16 protein-coding genes, 1 tRNA gene and 3 pseudogenes are annotated in these 21005 nt (G+C 58.0%); 12 read left to right on the top strand and 8 right to left on the bottom strand.

The features are described 5' to 3' along the window. Positions 1-52: 52 nt before the first annotated feature. Positions 53-1039: pseudogene (locus IVA80_RS22465) on the top strand (TAXI family TRAP transporter solute-binding subunit); the annotation flags it as partial. A 543-nt stretch (positions 1040-1582) separates the two neighbouring features. Here the strand turns inward: IVA80_RS22465 and IVA80_RS22460 are convergent. Beyond that, entirely contained in the window at positions 1583-2395 is an 813-nt protein-coding gene (locus IVA80_RS22460) for a nickel-binding protein (RefSeq protein WP_247435373.1), read from the bottom strand. Between the two features lie 239 nt (positions 2396-2634). Then, positions 2635-2973, bottom strand: a complete 339-nt coding sequence (locus tag IVA80_RS22455; protein ID WP_247435376.1) for a hypothetical protein — start codon at positions 2971-2973, stop codon at positions 2635-2637. Here IVA80_RS22455 and IVA80_RS22450 point away from each other — a divergent pair. Further along, positions 2922-3425 (top strand): DUF2130 domain-containing protein, encoded by a 504-nt coding sequence (locus IVA80_RS22450; protein ID WP_247435347.1) that lies wholly within the window; start codon positions 2922-2924, stop codon positions 3423-3425. The two genes, IVA80_RS22455 and IVA80_RS22450, sit on opposite strands and share 52 nt — an antisense overlap. A gap of 59 nt (positions 3426-3484) precedes the next feature. Here the strand turns inward: IVA80_RS22450 and IVA80_RS22445 are convergent. Then, positions 3485-3553: transfer RNA gene (locus IVA80_RS22445), tRNA-Ser, on the bottom strand. Between the two features lie 790 nt (positions 3554-4343). On the opposite strand from IVA80_RS22445, the gene IVA80_RS22440 reads away from it, so the two are divergent. Then, positions 4344-6050, top strand: a complete 1707-nt coding sequence (locus tag IVA80_RS22440) for a recombinase family protein (protein ID WP_247435343.1) — start codon at positions 4344-4346, stop codon at positions 6048-6050. On the opposite strand, the pseudogene IVA80_RS38650 reads toward IVA80_RS22440, so the two are convergent. Then, a pseudogene (locus IVA80_RS38650) lies at positions 6026-6109 on the bottom strand (4-hydroxybenzoyl-CoA thioesterase); the annotation flags it as partial. The gene IVA80_RS22440 and the pseudogene IVA80_RS38650 sit on opposite strands and share 25 nt — an antisense overlap. A 558-nt stretch (positions 6110-6667) precedes the next feature. On the opposite strand from IVA80_RS38650, the gene IVA80_RS22430 reads away from it, so the two are divergent. Together IVA80_RS22430 and IVA80_RS22425 are read left to right on the top strand one after the other, a co-directional pair. Then, complete coding sequence (locus tag IVA80_RS22430) at positions 6668-8380, top strand: ATP-binding protein (RefSeq protein WP_247435341.1); 1713 nt, start codon at positions 6668-6670, stop codon at positions 8378-8380. Then, positions 8367-9788, top strand: a complete 1422-nt coding sequence (locus IVA80_RS22425) for a UvrD-helicase domain-containing protein (RefSeq protein ID WP_247435336.1) — start codon at positions 8367-8369, stop codon at positions 9786-9788. The genes IVA80_RS22430 and IVA80_RS22425 overlap by 14 nt, the downstream gene beginning before the upstream one ends. A 260-nt stretch (positions 9789-10048) precedes the next feature. On the opposite strand, the gene IVA80_RS22420 is transcribed toward IVA80_RS22425, so the two are convergent. Further along, positions 10049-10783, bottom strand: a complete 735-nt coding sequence (locus tag IVA80_RS22420) for a hypothetical protein (RefSeq protein WP_247435333.1) — start codon at positions 10781-10783, stop codon at positions 10049-10051. Between the two features lie 54 nt (positions 10784-10837). Here IVA80_RS22420 and IVA80_RS22415 point away from each other — a divergent pair, with 54 nt between their 5' ends. After that, positions 10838-11647 carry a hypothetical protein gene (locus tag IVA80_RS22415; RefSeq protein ID WP_247435330.1) on the top strand — a complete coding sequence of 270 codons (810 nt, stop codon included), beginning with the start codon at positions 10838-10840 and terminating at the stop codon, positions 11645-11647. 161 nt (positions 11648-11808) lie between these two features. Beyond that, the gene (locus IVA80_RS22410) at positions 11809-12435 is read left to right on the top strand and encodes a tetratricopeptide repeat protein (RefSeq protein ID WP_247435327.1); all 627 of its coding nucleotides are present in this window, start codon (positions 11809-11811) and stop codon (positions 12433-12435) included. A gap of 126 nt (positions 12436-12561) precedes the next feature. Here IVA80_RS22410 and IVA80_RS22405 read toward each other — a convergent pair whose 3' ends face one another. Further along, complete coding sequence (locus IVA80_RS22405; protein ID WP_247435325.1) at positions 12562-13551, bottom strand: trypsin-like peptidase domain-containing protein; 990 nt, start codon at positions 13549-13551, stop codon at positions 12562-12564. A gap of 297 nt (positions 13552-13848) precedes the next feature. Continuing rightward, a complete protein-coding gene (locus IVA80_RS22400; RefSeq protein WP_247435322.1) occupies positions 13849-14436 on the bottom strand; it encodes a hypothetical protein in 588 nt (195 codons plus the stop codon). 310 nt (positions 14437-14746) lie between these two features. Between IVA80_RS22400 and IVA80_RS22395 the strand changes: the two genes are divergently transcribed. From IVA80_RS22395 to IVA80_RS38395, 4 genes and pseudogenes are all read left to right on the top strand, one after another. After that, the gene (locus IVA80_RS22395) at positions 14747-15598 is read left to right on the top strand and encodes a type IV toxin-antitoxin system AbiEi family antitoxin (RefSeq protein ID WP_247280255.1); all 852 of its coding nucleotides are present in this window, start codon (positions 14747-14749) and stop codon (positions 15596-15598) included. Then, positions 15585-16499 (top strand): nucleotidyl transferase AbiEii/AbiGii toxin family protein, encoded by a 915-nt coding sequence (locus IVA80_RS22390; RefSeq protein WP_247280256.1) that lies wholly within the window; start codon positions 15585-15587, stop codon positions 16497-16499. The genes IVA80_RS22395 and IVA80_RS22390 overlap by 14 nt, the downstream gene beginning before the upstream one ends. A gap of 371 nt (positions 16500-16870) precedes the next feature. Beyond that, a complete protein-coding gene (locus IVA80_RS22385) occupies positions 16871-17023 on the top strand; it encodes a hypothetical protein (RefSeq protein WP_247435318.1) in 153 nt (50 codons plus the stop codon). 27 nt (positions 17024-17050) lie between these two features. Further along, positions 17051-17149: pseudogene (locus IVA80_RS38395) on the top strand (DUF5334 family protein); the annotation flags it as partial. Between the two features lie 1036 nt (positions 17150-18185). Here the strand turns inward: IVA80_RS38395 and IVA80_RS22380 are convergent. Beyond that, a complete protein-coding gene (locus tag IVA80_RS22380) occupies positions 18186-18629 on the bottom strand; it encodes a GNAT family N-acetyltransferase (protein ID WP_247435315.1) in 444 nt (147 codons plus the stop codon). Between the two features lie 1483 nt (positions 18630-20112). Between IVA80_RS22380 and IVA80_RS22375 the strand changes: the two genes are divergently transcribed. Beyond that, positions 20113-20610 (top strand): hypothetical protein, encoded by a 498-nt coding sequence (locus tag IVA80_RS22375; protein WP_247435312.1) that lies wholly within the window; start codon positions 20113-20115, stop codon positions 20608-20610. The last annotated feature ends 395 nt before the right edge of the window (positions 20611-21005 follow it).

Here is a 21005-nt window from a genome sequence, read left to right as displayed (position 1 = left end):
AAGCACGGCAAGACAAGCGGCTGGATGACGAGCGAGTTGGGCACCGGCGTGCATCGGATCGGAAATCGCCGATCTCGCAGGGCACAGGGTCGGCGTGATCGGTCGGACGCCGGCGAACGCCGCGTTGCTGCGGGTCGTCCTGAGCGCCGCCGGCGGGGAGGCGGATAAGGTCGCGGTTACGCAATTTGGCACGGACCAAATCGAGGAGCTGGCGCGCGACCCCACCCTCGATGCATTCATGGCGGTCGGTCCGCTCGACAGCAAAATCACCTCCGACGCCATCGCCGCGACGACCCGCGCGCGAGGCGAGCCGAAGTTTCTCGCGATCGAGGCATCGGAAGCCATCGCTCTGAAGCACCCGCGTTATGAGTCCGAGGAAATTCCACCCAGCGTCTTCAATGCGAATCCGGCCTGGCCGGATGACAAGGTCGAGACGGTCAGCGTCAGCCACCTGATCGTGGCGCGGAAGGCTTTGTCTGAAACGACGGTCGCGGCATTTTTCCGCCAACTATTCGCCCTCAGCCAAGCGATTGCCAGGCAAGGGCCTGGCGCTGCGCACATCACCAAGCCGGACACCGAGAAAGAGGCCGAGCTGCCGGTACATCGGGGAGCGGCAGCCGTCATCGACGGCACCGAACGCACCTTCCTCGACAGGTACGGCGATTACTTTTGGTTTGCGCTCCTGCTTCTCTCCGGGATGGGTTCGGCCGGCGCCTGGTTGCGTCACTATTTGAATCGGGACGAAAGGGAAGAAAATACCAGCCATCGCAACAGAATCCTGGCCATGGTTTCCAGCGTGCGCACCGCGGAATCCAACCAGCAACTGCTGGCGATGCAGCGCGAGGTCGACGTCATCATCGGTGAAGCGCTCGACTGCTACGATGCCGGCGCCATCGACGAAGAGGAACTGGCGGCCTTCGGCCTGGTGCTCGAACTGTTCAATCACGCCACCGTCGAGAGGCGCGCGGCATTGCAAGCTGGCAACCTCGAACCGGCTCGCGGCGCGGCGGTAGGCCACAGCCTCACGCCTCGACGATGACGCAGCGTGAGCAGACTGCGTGCGGGTATTGTCGTCCGCGTCCGCAACGATCACCACACTCGACTGCGAAACTCCCCGCTGACTGAGCCGCCATCCTGAAGAAAGGCCGCCTGCGTTGCCACAAGCGGCCCAAGTCTAGGGAGGAAACGCCCAATGAGGGGCAGCGATAGCGCGTCTGAGGGGACAGTGGGTCACGCTACCGCATACCCTATCTAAGACGACCGCGATCAGCGGCTCAATTGAACGGAGGTAAACTTCGGGCATACCAAGGTGTGGGGTGGGGTGCCTCCTGAGGGTCAATGAGGGTTCCCCGGTTGGCGGAAATCTCTGAAGCCCAGGTCGAGCAGGAGGGAGGCGCGGCTTCCCCCGATGGGGCCTCGATCCCAGCGAATGGCCGGGCCATTGTCACCCGCCCTTGTCACCACCATGGGCTAAGCCCTTGCAGGGGATACGGTATCGCTAGGTGCACGATATGCGCGCTTGGTGCATGTGAAGGGCCCGGACGGTTGCGGCGTTCGTTCGTTCGTTTGCCCTATCAGCGTATTAACGCCAGTCGATTCCGTATACATCAACTGGCTGCAGGAATCCCTTGAGATGGCAGGGACCAATGTTTGTGACATGCAAGTGATCTCGGATGCGATCCTGAACGGCACTTGATACAAGAATGGCATCGGGCTCGGCCAACTGACACAAACGAGCAGCCAGTTGAACGGTCGCACCAAAAAGGTCGTTGCTGTCCGCAACCGGTTCTCCGACGTCAATACCAATTCGCACTCGAAGCTTCTCCTTGCTTGCCCAATTGAACGCTTCAAACGCTTGCTGGATGGCACGAGCGCATTGCACGGAGGCGGCCGCGTCGGCGAAGGATGCCATGATGCCGTCGCCAGTGTGTTTCACCACATGCCCACCCTTGTCCTTCAATGCGCGGCGAACCAGCGCGTCATGTGCCCGAACCATCTCCACAGATCGGGCATCACCAAGACGCTCTGTCATGCTGGTAGAGCCAACGATGTCGGTGAACATAATGGCCCGCAAGGCCGAATCGATTGTGACGTTGCTTGCCTCGCCGCTCGGTTCCGGATCAGACACTCTCCCCAGAAACGCCTGGACAGCTGAGAGGTCCACTTCGATCACATCTTTCGCCACGTCGCCGTGAGCTTCGTCATGAACCCGCATCGCAGTTTTAATATCCGGTGCGTCAATGAGACAGAAGCCCGTACCGCGCGCTTCATCAAACCAATACGTCAAGAAACGAAGTCCGTATTGATCTTGCAATTCCAGGTCTTTTCGATGCGCCTCGGCGATATCGGAAGCTGTCAGGCCTGAGAGATCGTGTCGGTCGAGGAAAATTGGCACTGGCGTTGCTCCACCCGTTTCTTCAGACAGACTCGATTGAAACTGCACCAAGCATGGTGTTTCGCCCAAAACGCCATTTAATGTAACAGCTTGGTAATGCTTTGGAAGTGCAGTAAGCCCGAGCCGGGACAATTCCTGCGCTGCGCCCTGATTGTCTGCTAATGGTCAACAGCGGAAGTCAACAACCCTTCAAAGATATCTATTCCTCGCTGCATGCAACCATCGGTGACGCCCGAAGATCAACCGGTGAAGGTGTCACCGAACATTGGCAGACCGCTCTTCGACTCCGCGCGAGCCGCCTCATCCTGGAGAACGTCCCAGTGTTCGGCCAACACCCCGTCGGCAATGCGCACGATGTCGGCGGCAATCCAGTTTCTTGGGAGTCCAATGCTAGAGGATCGCCCGTGGACGATGACAAAGTCGCCTTCGGCCATGATCAGGCCCGGTTCATATTTGAGGGACGCGGGAGAGGCCTTGATGAGGTTGAAGAGACCTTCGCGGCCCAGTTCGATGTGCGCGCTGCGCAGTGCCAGTTGCCCTGACCCTACGCCAGGGTCTCTTAGAGGTCGCCAGTGCACGCATGACGCAGGCTGGCCAGCATTCTAAGGCAGATCAAGTCTACCAATATCTGACCGGTTCGCGGTTCAAGCAGCGAATTGAAGCTATCGTCGAGCGCTTCAAAGACATGCGAGAAGATATCGACAAACAGCGCAAGTTCATGGTGAAGGCCTGGGCCAAGCGAGAGGCCCAGGTCAGCGCCATGATCGAGTCGACGGTCGGCATGGTTGGCCAACGTCCGATTGAAGTCCGCCAAGACGTGCGTGGCAGCAACGTTCGCGTCCTTCAACACCTTGGTGCCGAGGGACTTCTTGAGGAACACCTGCTTGGGTTTCTCGGAGTTGAGGACACGCGCGACAGCTTCTTGGAGGCGTTCAGGCACCTTCCGCTGAGCGTAGTACGTCCCGTTTCTATCCTTGATCAGTCCCATCAACGCGCGCATCAAAAGCTACTACTATCTGCTACCACCTGAGAGCAGACAAAGCCATGATTTGCGTGATGTTTTTGAAATCTCAGCGCTTCTAAAGCCGCTGGCGCTCCCTAGGGGAATCGAACCCCTGTTTCAGCCTTGAGAGGGGGCCGATAGCCGCGAACCAAAGCCCGCTTGCCAAGCTCCGCGACATGTAGCTGCCGGAGATCATTGACACGCGGACGGCTACCGGGTCGGCGCTGCCCCAACGTGCCCCGGCCACCATCACCAGTTTTCTCCTGCCAATGCCTGTCTCGCCTCCGGTTGGACGACGTTCGCACGTGACGCGAGAACGGCGACGTCAAGCTATGAACAGTATCCATCGCATTTTTTCGCACTTTTACGCGCAAGTATTTTTACTCCGCTTTGTTTAGCGAATCCCCGCTCGCCTACGATCATCTGCGCAGCAACACGCTAACGCCTGACAATTGAAAAATCTCATTTTCATTCATGGTGACAGCAGTCAACATGAATGGACTCGCCGTTGCAGATCGAAACTTCCATGAGCGGTAGAAAAGCAAAAGTCATCTGTCCCTTTGTCGTGAATCTTGTCCGGTCACCGCGCTTCCTGACTGACGCTGCTGCTGGAGAACGATCTAGATTTGGCGAAAACGCAAAATCACAGGTGCGCTTCGATTGAGCCTGCGAACGAAAGATGCGAGCGCCGCCCGTGAGCCCTGCCAGCTAGCCGTAGCGCAGGATGGAAAATTACGTTAGCTTATGAAGGCCCCTCTGTGATGCGTACCCGAACCCGATCGCCTCGGGGGCAAAAGGCGATCATCCGACCGCTTGATCCTTCGCACCCTCAAAGTTGGGACAATCCTGACAATGAGGAAATTTGGCTTGAGCTGGCGCGCGCTATCGGACGGCAGCTTGCGCGGGATGAAAATGATGGTTTGGGGCAGCCGATAGGGGAGCGTGATGGCGACAGCGTCACCGAAAAAGACGGCCGTGCTATACGCCCGGTATTCGAGCGACATGCAAAAAGTGACCTCGATTGACGGTCAGTTATTGCTCTGCCGGAAGGTCGCCGCGCGCAATGACCTGGATGTAGTGGGTGAATTTGTCGACGCTGCAAAGTCTGGCCTTACCGAAGATGCGCGCGATGGCTATCAGCGATTGCTCAATGGTGTGCGAAAGCATGACTTTGACGTGATCATCGTCGAGCATTTTGACCGCTTGTCGCGCGATCCCGCAACCATTCAGCGCCTCAAGCAGGTGCTTGAGTTCAACCACGTTGAGCTGATGGATCAGAAAGGCGTTTATGCGACCGCAACTGACATCAGCATCGCAAGTCTCTACAATACAATCTACAAGCCGCAGCTCGCCGACAAGGTTCGGCGCGGGCATGATAACGCCGTCGCCAACGGAAGAATTCCTGGCTCATACGCCTATGGTTATCGGCCGAGGCCGAGCGCACCTGGCGAGCGGATCATCGATGAGAGTGAAGCGAAGATCGTGCGCCGTATCTTCATGGAATATACGTCGGGCCGTTCAACGCGAGATATCGCCGCCGATCTCACCCGCGAAGACGTGCCCTCGCCTGGGGCCACCCGTCACAAGAACAAGGCCGGTCGTACCACCTGGAATCACCAGTGCATCACTGGCGGTCGCCATGGTCGCGGTATTATCGGCAACGAGCTGTATATCGGCGAGATACACTGGAATGTTCGCTCAACAATTCTCAATCCGGAAACGCAGAAGAAGCAGAAGCGCCGCAATCCGGAAGAACGCCGCATCGTCGTTAAAAACGCCGGGCTACGGATCATTCCGCAAGAGCTCTGGGATCGCGCGCAGAAGGTTCGTAGTGAGCGCGCCATCCATATGTTCGGGCCGACCGGCAAGCCGCGGCGCCGACCCGTGGTCCCGCGCAACAATGAGCACCCGCTTGCCGGAGTCCTTCGGTGCGGCGTCTGCAACTGCCATATGCGAATCGCTCAATCCTCCCGGAATGGCGGGCCACGCGCCGCATGCGCCAATGCGCATCAGCGAGCCACCTGCGAGCATACGCGCAGCTTTGATATGGACGTTCTGCTGAAGGATGTTGCCGACAAAATGGAACAGAGATTGCTTTCGCCGAAAGCCATCGAAGAGGCGATGCGTGCTTGGAAGGAGGAGCGGAAGAGCGATCAGCGAAAGAACAGCGAACGCTCTAACCTAGAGCGTCGACGCCATGTGTTGAATACTGAGATAGAGCGCTTGTCATATGCGATCGCAAACAGCCGTCGTAAGCCGGATGAGTTGTTGAAGCGGATAGATGAATGCGACGTGGAGCGGGAAACTGTCGAAGAGCAATTGCGGTTGCTCGGCAATGGCGACGAAAACGTGATCCCTTTCGAGCATCCGAATTTCGGGGACCGATACCGCTCGGAGGCTAAGAGACTGGTCACCGCGCTCAAGGTAAATCCGAAGGCGATCGAAACCCGCATCGCTTTCCGCAACTTGGTTGATTGCATTATAGTGCATCCGGTCCGCAAGCGGAGGCCCTACGAATATACACCGTACCTCAACGCTGCTGCCCTTTTCAGCATGAAGCTTTTCTCAGAAAACCGCGCCAAAACGGGGAAGATCAGCACGTTTGGCTACTACGACAACGTCCAGTTAGAGGAGTCCGTATCTTCGAAATAGACGCGGACCTGCATATGATGGTGACCGCCGCGAATTTCGCCATCAAGAGAAGCTGTCACGGTACGATCCCCCCAATTGTGGTCCCGAGAACCAATTGTCTTGCATACAGGCAATTTACTGAGCAATCGTCAAAGCTCTTGGGCTCGGCTCCTGCAATCTGAAAATTCAGCGCCTACCGTGTGAATGCTGCCTGCACTTTGGGGATCTACAGCGGCGCCGGGCTGCCATCGTGCCAACCCAACCGGACTGAAAATCCAACGCTCTTGCCGACCGGCAAGAGCGCAACGTCTGCGATCCAACTGCGGCTTCGAATGTTCCCAGGGAAGTCCAAATCCCGGGCTTGCAACACTCAATTCCTTCGGTTGGCCGAAGGGCAGATACCGCGGCTCGCGGCGTAGATAAAGTACGCTATCGCCCGACTGAGCACAAAGCCCCAAGACGCATGCGGGCATGTGGTAGGGATGCTTTGTCGATTCCAGGGCGTTCTGCCTGTACATATGGAATGGCGCAGCTCCGTCCCACTACTCAATGGTTGCGGCGCGCCGGTTCGGGCTAGCGACCGCAGATTGTAACAGTGTATGCTTTAGCCTCTTCGTTAATCTTATTTGAGTCCTTCCGTGGCCCGCATCCGCGTCGTCGACATTCGCAACTTTCGTTGCCTCAAGTCCTTCACCTGGCGACCGTCGAGCGGCATCAACTGCCTGATCGGTTCCGGCGATGCGGGCAAGTCGTCAGTTCTTGACGCGATCGATCTCTGCCTTGGCGCGAGACGCAGCCTTTCGTTCTCAGACGCGGATTTCCACGGGCTGGACGTTTCAGCGCCGATATCTATCTCGATCACGCTGGGCGAACTGGATGACAGCCTCAAGAGCATGGAGGTGTACGGCAACTATCTTCGGTCCTTCGACGCGGCGGCGGGCGAAATCGACGATGAGCCCGAAAGCGGTAAGGAGACGGTGCTGACCCTGAACCTTTCCGTGAAAAATGATCTCGAGCCGGTATGGACGCTCATTTCGGAGCGCTCCGAAGCACAGGGACAGACTCGGTATCTTACCTGGAGCGACCGCAACCGGCTTTGCCCAACGCGCATCGGCGCGTTTGCCGAGAACGATCTGGCATGGCGGCGCGGCTCGGTGCTGACGAAGCTTTCCGACGAGAAGGCCGAAACCTCGGGCGCGATGGCCGAGGCGGCGCGCCAAGCGCGGGCCGCCTTCGGCGATATCGCAGAACAGCAACTCTCCGCCACGCTCGGTATCGTCGGAACGACCGCGCGCGAACTTGGCATCGACATCGGCACACAGCCCAAGGCGCTTTTGGACGCGCATTCCGTATCGTTCAGCGGCGGCACGATCGCGCTTCACAACGAGGCCGGAATTCCGCTTCGTGGCCTCGGCACGGGCTCTGCCCGCCTGTTGGTCGCGGGTCTTCAGCGGAAAGCCGCTAAGGAAGCGACGGTCATTCTGATTGACGAGGTTGAGCATGGCCTCGAACCGCACCGGCTCGTCAGGCTGTTGCAGTCGATCGGATCGAAGGAGACCCCGCCGCCGCTGCAAGGCTTCCTGACAACGCACTCGCCCGTCGTCGTGCGTGAGTTGTCGGCGGAGCAACTCACGGTGTTGAGACGCGGCAAGGATGGGCACCATGCGAGGGTTGTTGGCACTAAGGCCGAAATCCAGGGCACGTTGCGGTTATTTCCTGAAGCCTTCCTGAGTTCGTCCGTTCTGATCTGCGAGGGCGCAAGCGAAGTCGGGTTGGTGCGCGGTATCGACCAGTTTCGAACGGCTGGCGGTAAAGTGCCGATGCAGGCGGTGGGCGTGACGCTGGTGGATGCCAACGGGTGCGATAATCTTTATCGCCGCGCGAACGCATTCCACAGCCTCGGCTACCGCACCAATGTTCTGCGCGACGATGACAAGCAGCCTGACAGGGGTATCGAAGAGACATTCAGTAAAGCCGTGGGGGCTATTTTCCGGTGGCGGGAAGGCTGTGCGCTCGAAGATGAGCTGTTCGCCTCCCTCCCGGCCGACGCCGTAACCGCGCTTCTCGCGCATGCCGTCAAGCTTCATGGTGAAGAACTCGTTGGTGCCCACATCACCTCGGCCTCCGGCGGCAAGATCGCGCTCGCCGCATGCCGCAAGGCTGTCACACCGGAAACCCGCACCTGTCTTGCTAAGGCGTGTGCCACAAAGAACAATCCGTGGTTCAAATCCGTGACCGCGATGGAGCATTGCGGCCGTGAAATCGTGGGGCCGGCTCTCGCGCAATGCGATGCGGGCTTCCGCGCGATCGTCGAGCGCATTTTCGCGTGGATCGACGATGGCCGCGCCTGAAATCGACCTGCTGGAAATCGAGCGCGGCGCGATCACGGCTCCCGCCGGCTGCGGAAAGACGCAGTTGATCGCCGGCGCGCTATCGCGCCACTCCAAGTCCAAACCGATTCTGGTCCTGACGCACACAAACGCGGGCGTGGCCGCCTTGCGCGGACGCCTCGACCGCGCGCGCGTTGCGTCGTCGCGTTATCGCCTTGCGACGCTCGATGGCTTTGCCATGCGGATCATTTCAATGTTTCCGGCGCGCAGCGGACACAACCCGGCAATCTTGCAACTGGCGAGCCCTGGATCGGACTATCCCGCGATACGCAAAGCGGCGGTCGCCCTCTTAGAAGCGGGACATCTCAGCGACGTCCTGCGGGCGACCTACGACAGACTCTTTGTCGATGAATATCAGGATTGCTCGGCTGTGCAGCATGCGCTGGCGAAGGTTATGGGAGATGCGCTTCCGTCCTGCGTCCTTGGCGATCCGATGCAGGCAATTTTCGGATTCAAGGGAAACACGCTCGTCGATTGGGATAACGACGTGCATGCGACTTTCGGAAGTGCGGGTGAGTTGGGCACGCCCTGGCGATGGAAAAACGCAGGAGAAGAGGCATTCGGTCACTGGCTGCTGGAAGCCCGCAAGACGCTTCTTGCCGATGGGAGCATCGACCTTACCTCGGCGCCCAAGAACGTAGTTCACGTTCTTCTCGATGGATCTAACGATCATGCCATAAGGCTCAAGGTGTGCCTGACCAAGGCACCCACGGCGGACGGTTGCGTGCTGATCGTCGCGGATGCGACGAAGCCAGCGGAGCAGCGGCGTTTTGCCAGCCAGACGCCGGGCGCCGTCGCGGCGGAAAGCGTTGACATGCGCGATCTCGTGGAATTCGCGAACGCATTCGATCTTGGCCACGCGCAAGCCTTGGATCGCCTTGTTAATTTCGCCGCCCTCGTGATGACGAATGTGGGGCCGGACGACCTTCTCACGCGCGTCAAGACGCTTCGGGCTGGGCGCGCCCGGAAGGAGCCATCGGAAGTTGAACGTGCGGCAATGGAATTCGCGGGCAAGCCGAGTTACGCGGGTGCGTCTGCGGTCTTGGCCGCCATCAGCAAGGACGCGGGCGTTCGAACACACCGGCCACCTGTGCTGCGTGGTTGCCACCGGATGTTTCAAGCTTGCGGATCGCACGACGGGCTTTCGCTCCTCGATGCCGCGGTGCAGGTTCGAGAACAATCTCGCCTGATCGGCAGGCCCCTTGCTAGGCGGACGGTTGGCAGCACGCTCCTGCTTAAGGGGCTGGAAGCCGATGTCTGCGTAATCCTCAATCCTGATGTGATGGACAGCCGGCATCTTTATGTTGCGATGACGCGCGGCTCGCGCCGTCTTGTGATCTGCTCGGATAAAGCGACGATCAACCGCTAGCGCGGGTTTCCTGGTTCGCGAGGCGGTGCGTTTAGCTTTGGTTAGTCGCAATGAAGCACTGGGGCATCAGCACCAAGAGCTTGATGGATCATGCTCTTGCTCTTCTGCCACTGCGCACGACGGCTCGGTGGCGGTGCAGCATCCGCCTGCAATCGCCATCGACGAATAACTGAATGATTCTTCCACTGTGGCGAGATGTTGTCGGCACAAACATGCGCGTGACAAATATTCGGTGACTTGCTGGCAAGGTGCCCTACCGATCAACAACTCTCACCGCTGATATTGTCGGGCTTGGACGCTTCAAGATCGACCTCCTCCACAACGAGGATAGTCGGCAAGCTTTCTGTCAGTTTTGGAAAAGCTTCGTAGATGCTCTTTGCAATCTGAGCAAGAATGCGTCGCGTCGGCATATCGATTGCCAAAGTGCGGTGCTTGCTTTCAAACGTGACGGTATAAACACGGTCTTTGATCGCGCCGAAAATGAAGGTTCCGTCCTCGGAATGTTTATTAAGAGATTGGATTGATGCCGTGCTCTCGGCGCGATGTCCGGCTCCATGCCTGATCAGCGCATAATCCGGAAAGGATCGGTGGAACTGCTTGCTGGCCGCGCGCAATCGGTCATGATCGACACCGTTCAAGATTGTCGGCAATTTGCGCATGCCACTGCGAATAGCGTCGATGGTTTTTCCAAAATGAAAAATGGTAGCGGCGGCATCCCTCCCTGCCATTTCGCTCCATATCTTATACATGTGCAGCGCGCGGTTGAATAAGACCGACTGTGTCGTCCTCAAGACCTGAATTTTCTTTACCTCGATCTCGACGTGATCGAGAAGCGCGACGGCACCACCGAAATCGTTGACCAGGCGGTGAAGCTGCACAAGATTGAACAGCACGACCATTCCGCTGCGCTGTTCCTCTTCAGGCAGAGCATCCACGAACGGCTGCAGGATGCCGACGTCGTACACACCGGGTGAGTCGGCCGGCAAATCAGACATTACAGATCACTTTCCAGCCGGCCAGGCTCTATAACCCGTCAAGAAAGGCCAGTTATGTTGGGGGCCACCCGCACCACCAAGAAGTCGGATATCTCGGCGGTAGTTAAGCTCGCATCCCGAGCGGAGCGAGTGGGGAAGGCCGTTGAGCTCTACTACGAGCAGATTCGCTTCCTCGCTGAGAATAGATCGGTGGACGTGATCGTCTGCGTGATGCCGAATGAGATGTTCGACTCCATCACGACGACCTCGGAGAGCGACGATGATGATTCGGGGGATAGCGAGCTTGAACACAACTTCAGACGCATCCTGAAGGCCAAGAACATGCACCTCGGCACCCCGCTGCAATTGGTGCGAGAGAAGACCATCCTCATTACCAAGCAGGCGGGAGATCAGCAGGACCCGGCTACGAAAGCATGGAACTTCGTCACGGCGCTCTACTACAAGGGCAACAAGACGATCCCTTGGCGGCTCGTCGAGGATACGGCGAAGCTGCGGTCGTGCTACATCGGCATCGGTTTCTACAAGAGCCGCGACGGAGAGACGGTATCGTCGAGCCTGGCGCAGGTCTTCGACGAGTTCGGCCACGGGATCATTCTTCGCGGTACGCCGGTGTCGATCGACAAGAAGAACCGTCACCCGTACCTGAGCGAGGATCAGGCCTACGAGTTGCTGCGCGACGCGCTGGACGAGTATGACCGAGCGCTTGAGCACATGCCGGCTCGGATCGTGATCCACAAGTCGAGCCAATTCCGCGAGAGCGAGCGCAAGGGCTTTCTCAGGGCCCTGAACGAGAAGGGCATCCGAGCGAAAGACTTCGTCGCGATAACGGACACAGACATCAGGCTATTTGGTGACAAGGACTAGTGGCTCAGGCCGATCGCCTCGGTTGGATTTGGCCCTGGTGTGGCCGTCTAGTCGCGGGCTTCGGGCGCGCGAACGTGGACAACGCCCGCCAAGCTGCGCCCTTCTGGCAACGCTATGTCAAGGCAAACCCCGAGCACGCCGCCGCGAGGTGGGAGCTTCTCATGACGACGTTCTATCTGCGCGGCCAAGGGGAGAATATCGGAAGGAGCTATAACGAATTCCGCGAGGAATTTGATCGCCACATCGCCCACGTCGACCCCGAGAACGCTGCGCTGGCCTGGGATCGTCTGGGCCATTGGGCGCAGGATGACGAGGACTGGGTGGAGGCGGAGCGCTGCTTCCGCAAGGCCTATGACTTGGCGGGCGGCGAATATGGTTATTGCCTGGCGATTGCCCTCAAATCGCTGGAGCGGTTCGAGGAGAGCGTACCGCTGCTGCTGGAGCGGTTCGAGGAGAGCGTACCGCTGCTGCTGGAGCAGGCGCAGATCGTTCAGCCGGACGCCATGAGCTGGTTTCAACTGGCTACGTCTTACGCCAGCCTCGGCAACTGGCGAGAGGCGATCGACGCCTACGAGAGGGCGCTTGCGCTCGACCCAGAATATGCCGTGGCGATGTTCGATCTTGGCGGCGCTCACTGGAACAGCGGTGATGCGGCAACGGTGGCGGAGGTTTGGGCGGCTGCGATGGAGCGTTTTCCTGACCACGAACTCAGCGCCAAGGTTCGGTGCGATTTCTCGTTTTTGTTTAGCGATCCGGGCGCCGGCGAATTCGGCGATGGCGCTCGTTAGAAGGAAAGGCACGCGGATCGTGGCCACCTCGACGATAGCAGCTACGAGACCGCCCGGGACAGCCGACGGGCCCGGTGCTGCGACACCACATCGCCAGCGCCGCGAACCGTTTCCGATTCATGCACGTCACCATCGTCCGTTCACTCGCATCCAGCCATCCTGGTGCGGGTCGATGGAAACGACGGCGAGGTCTCTCAATCCGCGAGTCCCGGCGAAGCGCCTTGCTTGCTCGGCATCCTGCGTTGCGTAGGCGAGCTCGCCGGCATTGTCGAAAACGCCGTGACACAGAAAATGCCCGGGATTGCTTGGATCGATCGAACCCATGATCCGCTCGGCCATGTTCCAGCCTGAGAAGAAGGTTGCCGAGCCGGTCCCACCGGCGATACCGCTGCTGACCACACCTATGACGTGGCCGAGCTCGTTGAACACCGGGCCGCCGCTCATGCCGCCCGGCCATTCGGCGGCGACTCTGATCACCGGCCAGGGGCGGCCGCGTGCCCCGTCTGCCGGCTCCACGTCCGTGATCTCTCCCAAGGACCCATACAGATATTGGGAGATTGGCCGTTCCTCGCTGCCCTCTTCAACATCGAGGTCCGCGAAGCCGAGTGCGAGCACGCGCTCGCGGCGCACCGGCCGCCATCGCCGAAGATCGAGTGGCCAGTATGGCGTGCCCTCGGAGGTGCGCGTTGCAGGTCTGATCCTCAACACGACCAGTTCCGTCAGATTCCGAAGACGCGGCGTCTGAAAGGGCGGGGCCTCAACGCCGCAGAGCGCATACGATCCCGCCAATGGTCGCCAAGCGTCCGCGCGCAACCCGACCAGGCCGAATCCAGCACCCTCGACCTCCAGCGCTGCAAGCCGCAGATCCGGTCGAAGCTCCGCCCCGGTGCCGGCTTCGTCAACCTCGAAGAGATCCTCCAGGACGTGGTATGCGGTGAGACAGCGGGACCATGGGTCGATGCGAAAGGTCGTGCCGTGGCCAATCGGGCGGTCGCTGGATCGCCGCGGATCGAAGCTGAACAGCGGCAAGACCCTGGCGCGGATGTCGGGGACCTGCACAACAAAGAGCCCTCGCTCGTCTACCTCGCCAGCCCCGGGCTCGACGGGGAAGCTCACGCAGTGGCTCCGCGTGCATCTGAATGGCTCGGCTGCAACGGAACGCGCCAACGCGGTAGCGGCTGGCTGGCAGAACCAACCCTGATGAGCGACTCGAACCATGCCGGTCTGTGCGGCGCCCGGAGCCGAACGGTTTGTCCGTCGCGAAGGGTCAACGACGCTGAAGCCATTGGACAGTCAATTCCTCATGTTTTTTGTCGTCTTCCCAGCTCAGTGTCACCCAGTTCGTTGATGTTGGATACGAGATCAGGATTCGGCTCGGCCGATATCTTGCACCGATCAAGGAGGGATGCTTGCTCAGATCAGGCGCTTCGAGCAGCAACTCGAAGCGAAAGCCCATGATGTTGATCGCCACGCTTTGATTTCGTCGTGCTCATCTGTCAGCGGCTGGAACTGAAAGCGCGGGGTGTTTTCCGCGATGTCGCCCGTGTTCATGGTACAGTAAAGCCCCGCCCCTTCGGACCAATGTCGGGGGTCGTCAAGCATGTCGAGAATTGCTTCATCCCGCGAAAACGCACCCGACAGTCGTTCTCTTCCGCGTGCCAGGTTGCGGGACACGGCAGCTGCTTTGGCGGTTTTCAAAATCCAGCGTTCGAGGTCATGCCCGGATAGAATGGCGTGTCGCGACCCGGCATCGTGTTCGAGATAAGATTTGAGGGAGGCGAAGAAGTAATGTGCAGAGGCATCGAGCGGGCTCAGCGCGCTGTTGTGCTTGGTACAGAGGCATTTTGTCTGGAGAGGCGGCATGATCTTTGTTTCGCCCGCTTCCAGCCAGGGAACGCCTGAGATCGAGAACTCACCGTCGCCCATCAATACGCGGCAGACGGAATCCGAAATGATATGCTCGGCCGAGATGGGGGGAAAGCATGATCCCAGCTCCTTCATGTAACATTTTTCGACACGTCCCGTGGCAGGCAGCGCTTTGAGTCCAAGGACTGCGGACGGCTTGTGCCAGCCCTGCCCGTTGAAGCAACAAAGGCGCGCGGTCTTCCCCGAGCTGCATGGACACGGCCCGTTTAAGACGGCTTCCCTTTTTCGCCTCGCTTCACCCATGGCTGCGCATTGGAGATCGAAATGTGATTGGGCGTGCCCCGCAAGCCGGGTTTTGATCATGAGATTTCTGCATAGTCAGGCTTAGCAAATTTGCAAATCTATAAACTTGCCGTTGGTTTGAAATGTTGCTATATTGCTTAGTATGACTGAGCATTCAGGCGGTAAACTAAACCACCTTGAACGTACCCTCCCGGAAGGCCTATTGGTCGATGCTGGGTGGATGACGAAACATGGCTATTCGACAGGTCTGCGCAGCCAGTATGTTTCGGCTGGCTGGCTGGTTCAGCCGACGCGTGGAACTTTCAAGCGTCCGCTTGGCACTCTGACATGGCAGAAGGCCGTCATATCGCTTCAGACGCTGCTTGAGCGCCCCCTGATCGTCGGAGGGCGAACCGCGCTCGAATTGCAGGGCTTCTCGCACTACCTCCGGGCTGAAGGACCGACCGTCGTTTATCTGTATGGTCCCACTGCTCCGCCCAGCTGGCTGTCCAAGCTTCCGCTCAAGGAACGCTTCACATTCCGCAAGAGCACAACGCTCTTCAAAGCCGATCCGGTGACGAAGGGGCTCAAGAACTTCGCCTGGAATGTCCAGAACAATACCGGCGCAGCCGCCGATGAATTCCAGGCAGGCCCATTCAAGCAGATATGGGGCCAGGGCGAATGGCCGCTCACCGTCTCATCGCCCGAGCGCGCGTTGCTCGAACTGCTCGACGAGCTGCCGAATAGCGAGAGCTTCCACCAGGCTGACATGCTTGTTGAGGGCTTGCGCAACCTCAGTCCCCGCAAGCTGCAAAAGCTGCTGGACGATTGCCGAAGCGTGAAAGTCAAAAGGCTGTTCTTCTGGTTTGCCGACCGGCACAACCATTCATGGCTGAAGCAAATAGACCGTGACAAGGTCGATTTGGGGAAAGGAAAGCGCATGCTGGTGAAAGGCGGAAGGCTCGATCCGAAATATTTGATCACCGTGCCGGAGGATCTCAGTGCCCCTGTCTGAACGCTATCGGCATCAGGTTGCGCTGCTAATCGAGACCTTGCCATTCGTTGCGGCGGAAAAGGATTTTGCTCTCAAAGGCGGGACTGCGATCAATCTATTCGTGCGCGATATGCCGCGTTTGTCAGTCGATATCGACTTAACCTACCTGCCTGTCGCCGGCCGGCCGGAATCGCTGGCCGCGATCGATGCGGGCATGAAAAGAATGGCTGTCGCCATTGGCAAGGGAATTCCGGGCGTCAAGTTGAATGAGGTCGTGAACCGCGCGGAAGGCATCGTTACCAAGCTGACACTTCAAAGGGCTGGCGCTCAGATCAAGATCGAAGTCACTCCCGTCCTTCGTGGTTGCGTCTTCGATCCCGAGATGCGATCCGTACGTCCCAACGTCGAGGAGAGCTTTGGTTTTGCGGAGACACAAGTCGTCTCGTTTTTCGACCTCTACGCGGGAAAAATCGTCGCGGCCCTTGACCGTCAACATCCTCGCGATCTTTTTGACATCCACGATCTTCTGGCGAATGAGGGAATCAGCGACGACCTGAGGCGCGCTTTCATCGTCTATCTCATCAGCCATGATCGGCCTATTTCGGAGGTTGTGGCGCCGCGGCGAAAGGATATCCGCCAGGAATTCGAGCACGGCTTCGAGGGTATGACCTCAGATCCGGTCTCGCTGGATGAGCTATTGAGAGCCCGCGAGAACTTGATCGCCGAGGTATCTGGAAAGATGCCGAAGGAGCATCGGGAATTTCTGATCGGATTCAAGCTCGGGAAGCCAGATTGGACTCTGCTGGGCGTCGATGGAGCGGCAGAGCTTCCCGCAGTCCGATGGAAGCAGATCAATCTTGATAAGCTGCGTGCCGCAGATCGCGAAAAGCTTGTGGGTCAGTTGATCGCAGTTCTTAAGTGACTGCATTGTGCTGCATTCGGGTCGTAAGCGGATGGGCATGCAGTAGGGATGTGGAGTAGGCTCGGTCGCTATAGGATAAAGCAGGAGCCCTCATCGTATAATAGCGTAGAGAACACTGGTTTGACGATGTCGCAACAGAGGCCCAGCGGATTACTTTCATTGGGTCGCTGGACGGCTAAGGCGTGAATGAGGAGCAGATTTATCCATGCTCTTCCGTAGCACACCGTGACTAAGAGATCGTCTGCGCGCCTGACCGTTGCCCTCACACGTTCGAATCGTGTCGGGTGCGCCAAGGAAAACAAAGACTTGTTGGATATTTCGTCCCAGGGCGTATCCGTTGGGTAAGCGCTGGGTAAGCAGGAGATTGCCTCGTGATGCTCCGAAGCATGTTGCTCGTTGTTATGACCGCCTCTCTCGTCGGCACGCAAGCGCTCGCCTGGGACGGCACCAACACAACCAGCGGATCGAGCATCGAGATCGAGCGAGGTCAACTCGTTCGATCCGGCCGGACCATGGAGGTGTAGGACAGCGAGCGCGGCTACAAGGAATACGATGTGGACAGCATCCGCAGATACGGCCGATCTGTCGAGATCGAGGCAACGGATACTGAGACTGGTGAAAGCACCACGCTCGAGGTGGATGGTGACTGAGTAAAAACTCGTGCGACTCGTCACCTAGGGCGAGAACATATCACCCCCGGTGTCGCAGGCTATCGACGCCAGTCTGCCGACTGTTGTGCCGCCAAGCGTGACTTTCGATCCATCAACGACTGCTGTCGAATCTGCTCGGCAAGGATCACAGGTCGCGTTTGCTGAGCTTAACGCCAACCCAAAGCCAGCCGCTTCGAACGCCGATGCTGATATTTCTAAGAGGAAGCACGTTGCAAAGCGTGAACCTGCGAAGAAGGTCGTCGCCCATCGAGCAGCGGCGCCACTGAATATTGCGCCTGCACCGACTTACATTGTGCAAGTAGGCTAGTACGAGAATGTCTTTGCTGGAGACCCTCAAGGAGCGCTTGGGACAAACCCTTTTCAACCTAAACTGATGACCCTGCAATACAGTGCTTGAGTATGCATAGGCGCGCACAGGCCGGCCCAGGTCATTTCTTCTCCGGGAATTCCCTCGTGAAGGTCGCCGTTCCGACGTTCGAGTTGCTGGGACCGAACGCGGTGACTGTGATCTGATACGAATGACTGCCGCTCGGCGGACTTGGCGGCGAATAGTTCGTCAGAGCCCCGCATGGCACAGTCGATTGCCCCTTATACGGCACTCTCCCACCACCATGGTTGTAGCTCGGGACCTGAAGATCAATCATATGGAACTGCAGCGTCGTCGTCCCCTTTGGTACACCGCTCAACGAAAACACTGGAGAACCTAGCCCGCACCAGCGAAAGCTCATCGAGAATGCCGATGCATCCGCTGTACTCATGATAAGCAAAGCCGCCACTAGCGGCCAGTTGAATTCGCATTGTATTTCCTCCTAGCTTCTGCCAGATCAGAGTTGATTCGACGTAACGATGCAACTGTTCGCTTGACTGCGAGGTCCGAGGGAGGACCTGAACAAAGCTGCATCAGCGGCCGAGTTGGCCTCTAGACTAACCAACCACGTCGGCGGCAAGATAGCTTCGAGGCGGCGATGGCTCACCCGGCAACTGCCAGCACAGCACCTCTAGAGTTGGCGCACCATCAGTGCCGTATCGAAGCCCTTCCAGTTTGTGCGATCTCGCACCTCCAGCCGAGCCTTTCGTGGAAGCCCACAGCATCCGTAGTGTACAGGTAAAGTCGCGAAAACTCTCGTTGTCGGGCTTGATGTTCTATCGCTCGGACCAATGCGGCACCAGCGCCTTTCCGCCGATGCTCTGGGAGAACGAATAAGCCTGCGAGCCAAGGCGACACATCATGGTTAGGCTCGATCTCTGACTCGACCAGAAGACACGTCCCGACCGGCTCGCCATCGGCTTTCGCGACCAGCGCGATACCGCGGCTCTGATCCGAAGCAAATAGCTCCATTGACCTCATTTCCTGCTCGAACGACGCTTGGAGCACTGAAAAAGCGTCTGCGCGCCAGTGCGCGCACATCGCCAACTCGGGCGCGCCGGACTTCAAGATGAAGGTCTGAATGTTGGTCATTCCTACGCTCCCCACCGAGTTTAACGGCGTCTCGAATCACGATCTTGAGCCTATGATCCGGCAATGGCCATAGCAGCGCTCCAATGATTGCACGCATCTCGGTACCGTTTGCCTTTTCTGACTGATACAGCGCAACACGGCCATCCTTGAGCTCGTCTTTCGGACAATTTGCGTATGGCTCCTCGCAACCTGCGGTCCCTGGCCATTCGGGAAAAAAGTCGCCGTAACAGTGCTCGCAACACGAAATTCGTGAATCGAAATATTGCTCAAGACCGCGATCAAAATATTCGTTGAAGATAGAAATGCCTCCGCTCAATGTCGCTGGAGGCGTCACGTCTTCACAGCTTTAGAGGCTCTAACCGGCCAATGGCAAAATGCGTCTGCACGGATCGCGACTCTTGACGCGAGACGGGCTGCCAATTGGCAGCAGCCCGTCATCAACACATCAAAATCCGTCAACGCATCGATAATGACACGCCTAGTTGTGCCGCTTTCACCGTCGTGGCTGCCGGAGTGCGTCTAAGAGACTTCGATATCTTGGTGACGCCCGCCTTCGCTTTGGCCATCGTCTTCAGTGTCCGAACGTCATCTTTAGTCCAGGACCGCCTTGCTGCGTACGCGTTGTTGCTCTTTGAAGCTTTAGTCTTCTTAGTCTTAGCCATTTTGCTCCTTTCCCATTGAAGGTGACGCTTCTATCGAGAATGGAAAGAAGAGGCAAGAAAACACCTTCAGCAATACTAGGCTGTTTGCTGGTTCAATCATAGTGGACACTCATGCACGTCAACAATCACTCAAAGAGCGTCACCTTCTCAGGTTCGTCCCGATACCGACATAGTTTCAAAGAGAAAAGCCCTCGCAAAACACGGTACGATTCTAACGATCTCTTTGGCGCGCGGAGCGCGACCAGTTAGCGATTGAGGGGGACTCACAGCCCACGTTCGTGCGGATAGCTCGTGGACTCGGACTAACGCGGTTAGTTTGGCGCTCCAGCTAGTTGACCGTTCGATATCATCCCGCCGAGTACTTGTACTTCGGGCGAGAGCGGACAATAATTGGGTAAGAACATCGCTGTTTTGCCCCAACGCAGGTCAAATTGCTCAGCGATGCAGTTCGCTGAGCGAACTTCAGTTTCACGCCTGATTACCGCGATTTAACCTCGGCGCTCATCCTTCGTTCATAGAGGAACCTCTACGTTGCCCCCGGAGGCTGCGCTCGATAGGAGAAACTAGATGAAACTTAGATTCGCACTTCTCGCACTGGCCACGTTAGGCGGCGCAGCGCTTTCGACCGGAACCGCTTCAGCAATGCCACTGGCCCCCTTGGGACAGTTCCAGTCTTCGAACGTCGAGAACGTTGCAGTGGTGTGCGGTGCGCGCGGTTGTGTCCGCACAAGGCCCGTGTATCGGCGCGGGGCCTACGTCGTCCGCCGCCCCTATGTACGTCGCGGCTACGGATACCATCGGAGCTATCGTCGGTACTGATCTTGAAAGAGGGCTTCGGCCCTCTTTTTCTTCCCGCTAACGTTTGGTCCAAAGTCGGCCTACCCATCGAGATCCAGATACAAGACGCCTTGCTTGCCAATAAAGAACTGCTCTTCGGCGGTAGCCAACCTGACCTTCATCGTGGGCTGGCATCGCACAACGGGGGCCTGAGACGTAATTATACTCAACCTTGTGCGTACCCGATTCGCAAAGACGCCTGCGCTTGCTCGACGCTCAGCCAGGGTAGGAACTATCCCCGTTGGGACAGCTTGGTATCCAAAACGAAAGGATATCTTATGTCCAGACAGATAGCGAAGACAGAAGCCGATGGGGACCATCAAGTCCCGCCACGTCGTCACGACGCCGGTAGCGGCGCGAACGAAACTACTGATGGATTGGATGCAAGCACCGAATCGTTGCGCCATGCTGCGGAAGACACGCCATCGGATGCCTTGCCGGAGGATCTTGAGATTGTATCGGTATTTGACCGCGCCGACTGAGCACCCACAATTTAGGTGCAATCATGGTGAGGAAAAAGCACGCCATCATTATCGAAACACCCACGGAAGCGCGTGAAGCCGAACCCGGGCCCTCGATCCTCTTGCTGCTTCTCATCAGCGTAAGTGTCGCGGTGATCGCTATGGCCGTTGTCTGGTTCGGTTTCTTTCGTACCTAGTCGCTCGCTTCAATCAATTTGCAAGGACATGGATTTCATGATTCGATTCCGTCGCGAGGCAAGCGACGGAGAGGATCATGGCTGCGAAGGAGATTTCGGTAAAGAAGTATGTTGTGCGGTTGAGCGTTGAGGAGCGCGAGCTACTCGAAGCGTTGATACGAAAAGGCAAGAGCGCGGCCCAGCGCTTGCTGAAGGCGCGGATATTGTTGAAGGCCGATG

Source organism: Bradyrhizobium sp. 139 (assembly GCF_023074175.1).
Classification (GTDB): domain Bacteria; phylum Pseudomonadota; class Alphaproteobacteria; order Rhizobiales; family Xanthobacteraceae; genus Bradyrhizobium.
The sequence above is the reverse complement of the archived record's forward strand: the minus strand, read 5'-3'. Positions and strand labels throughout refer to the sequence as shown.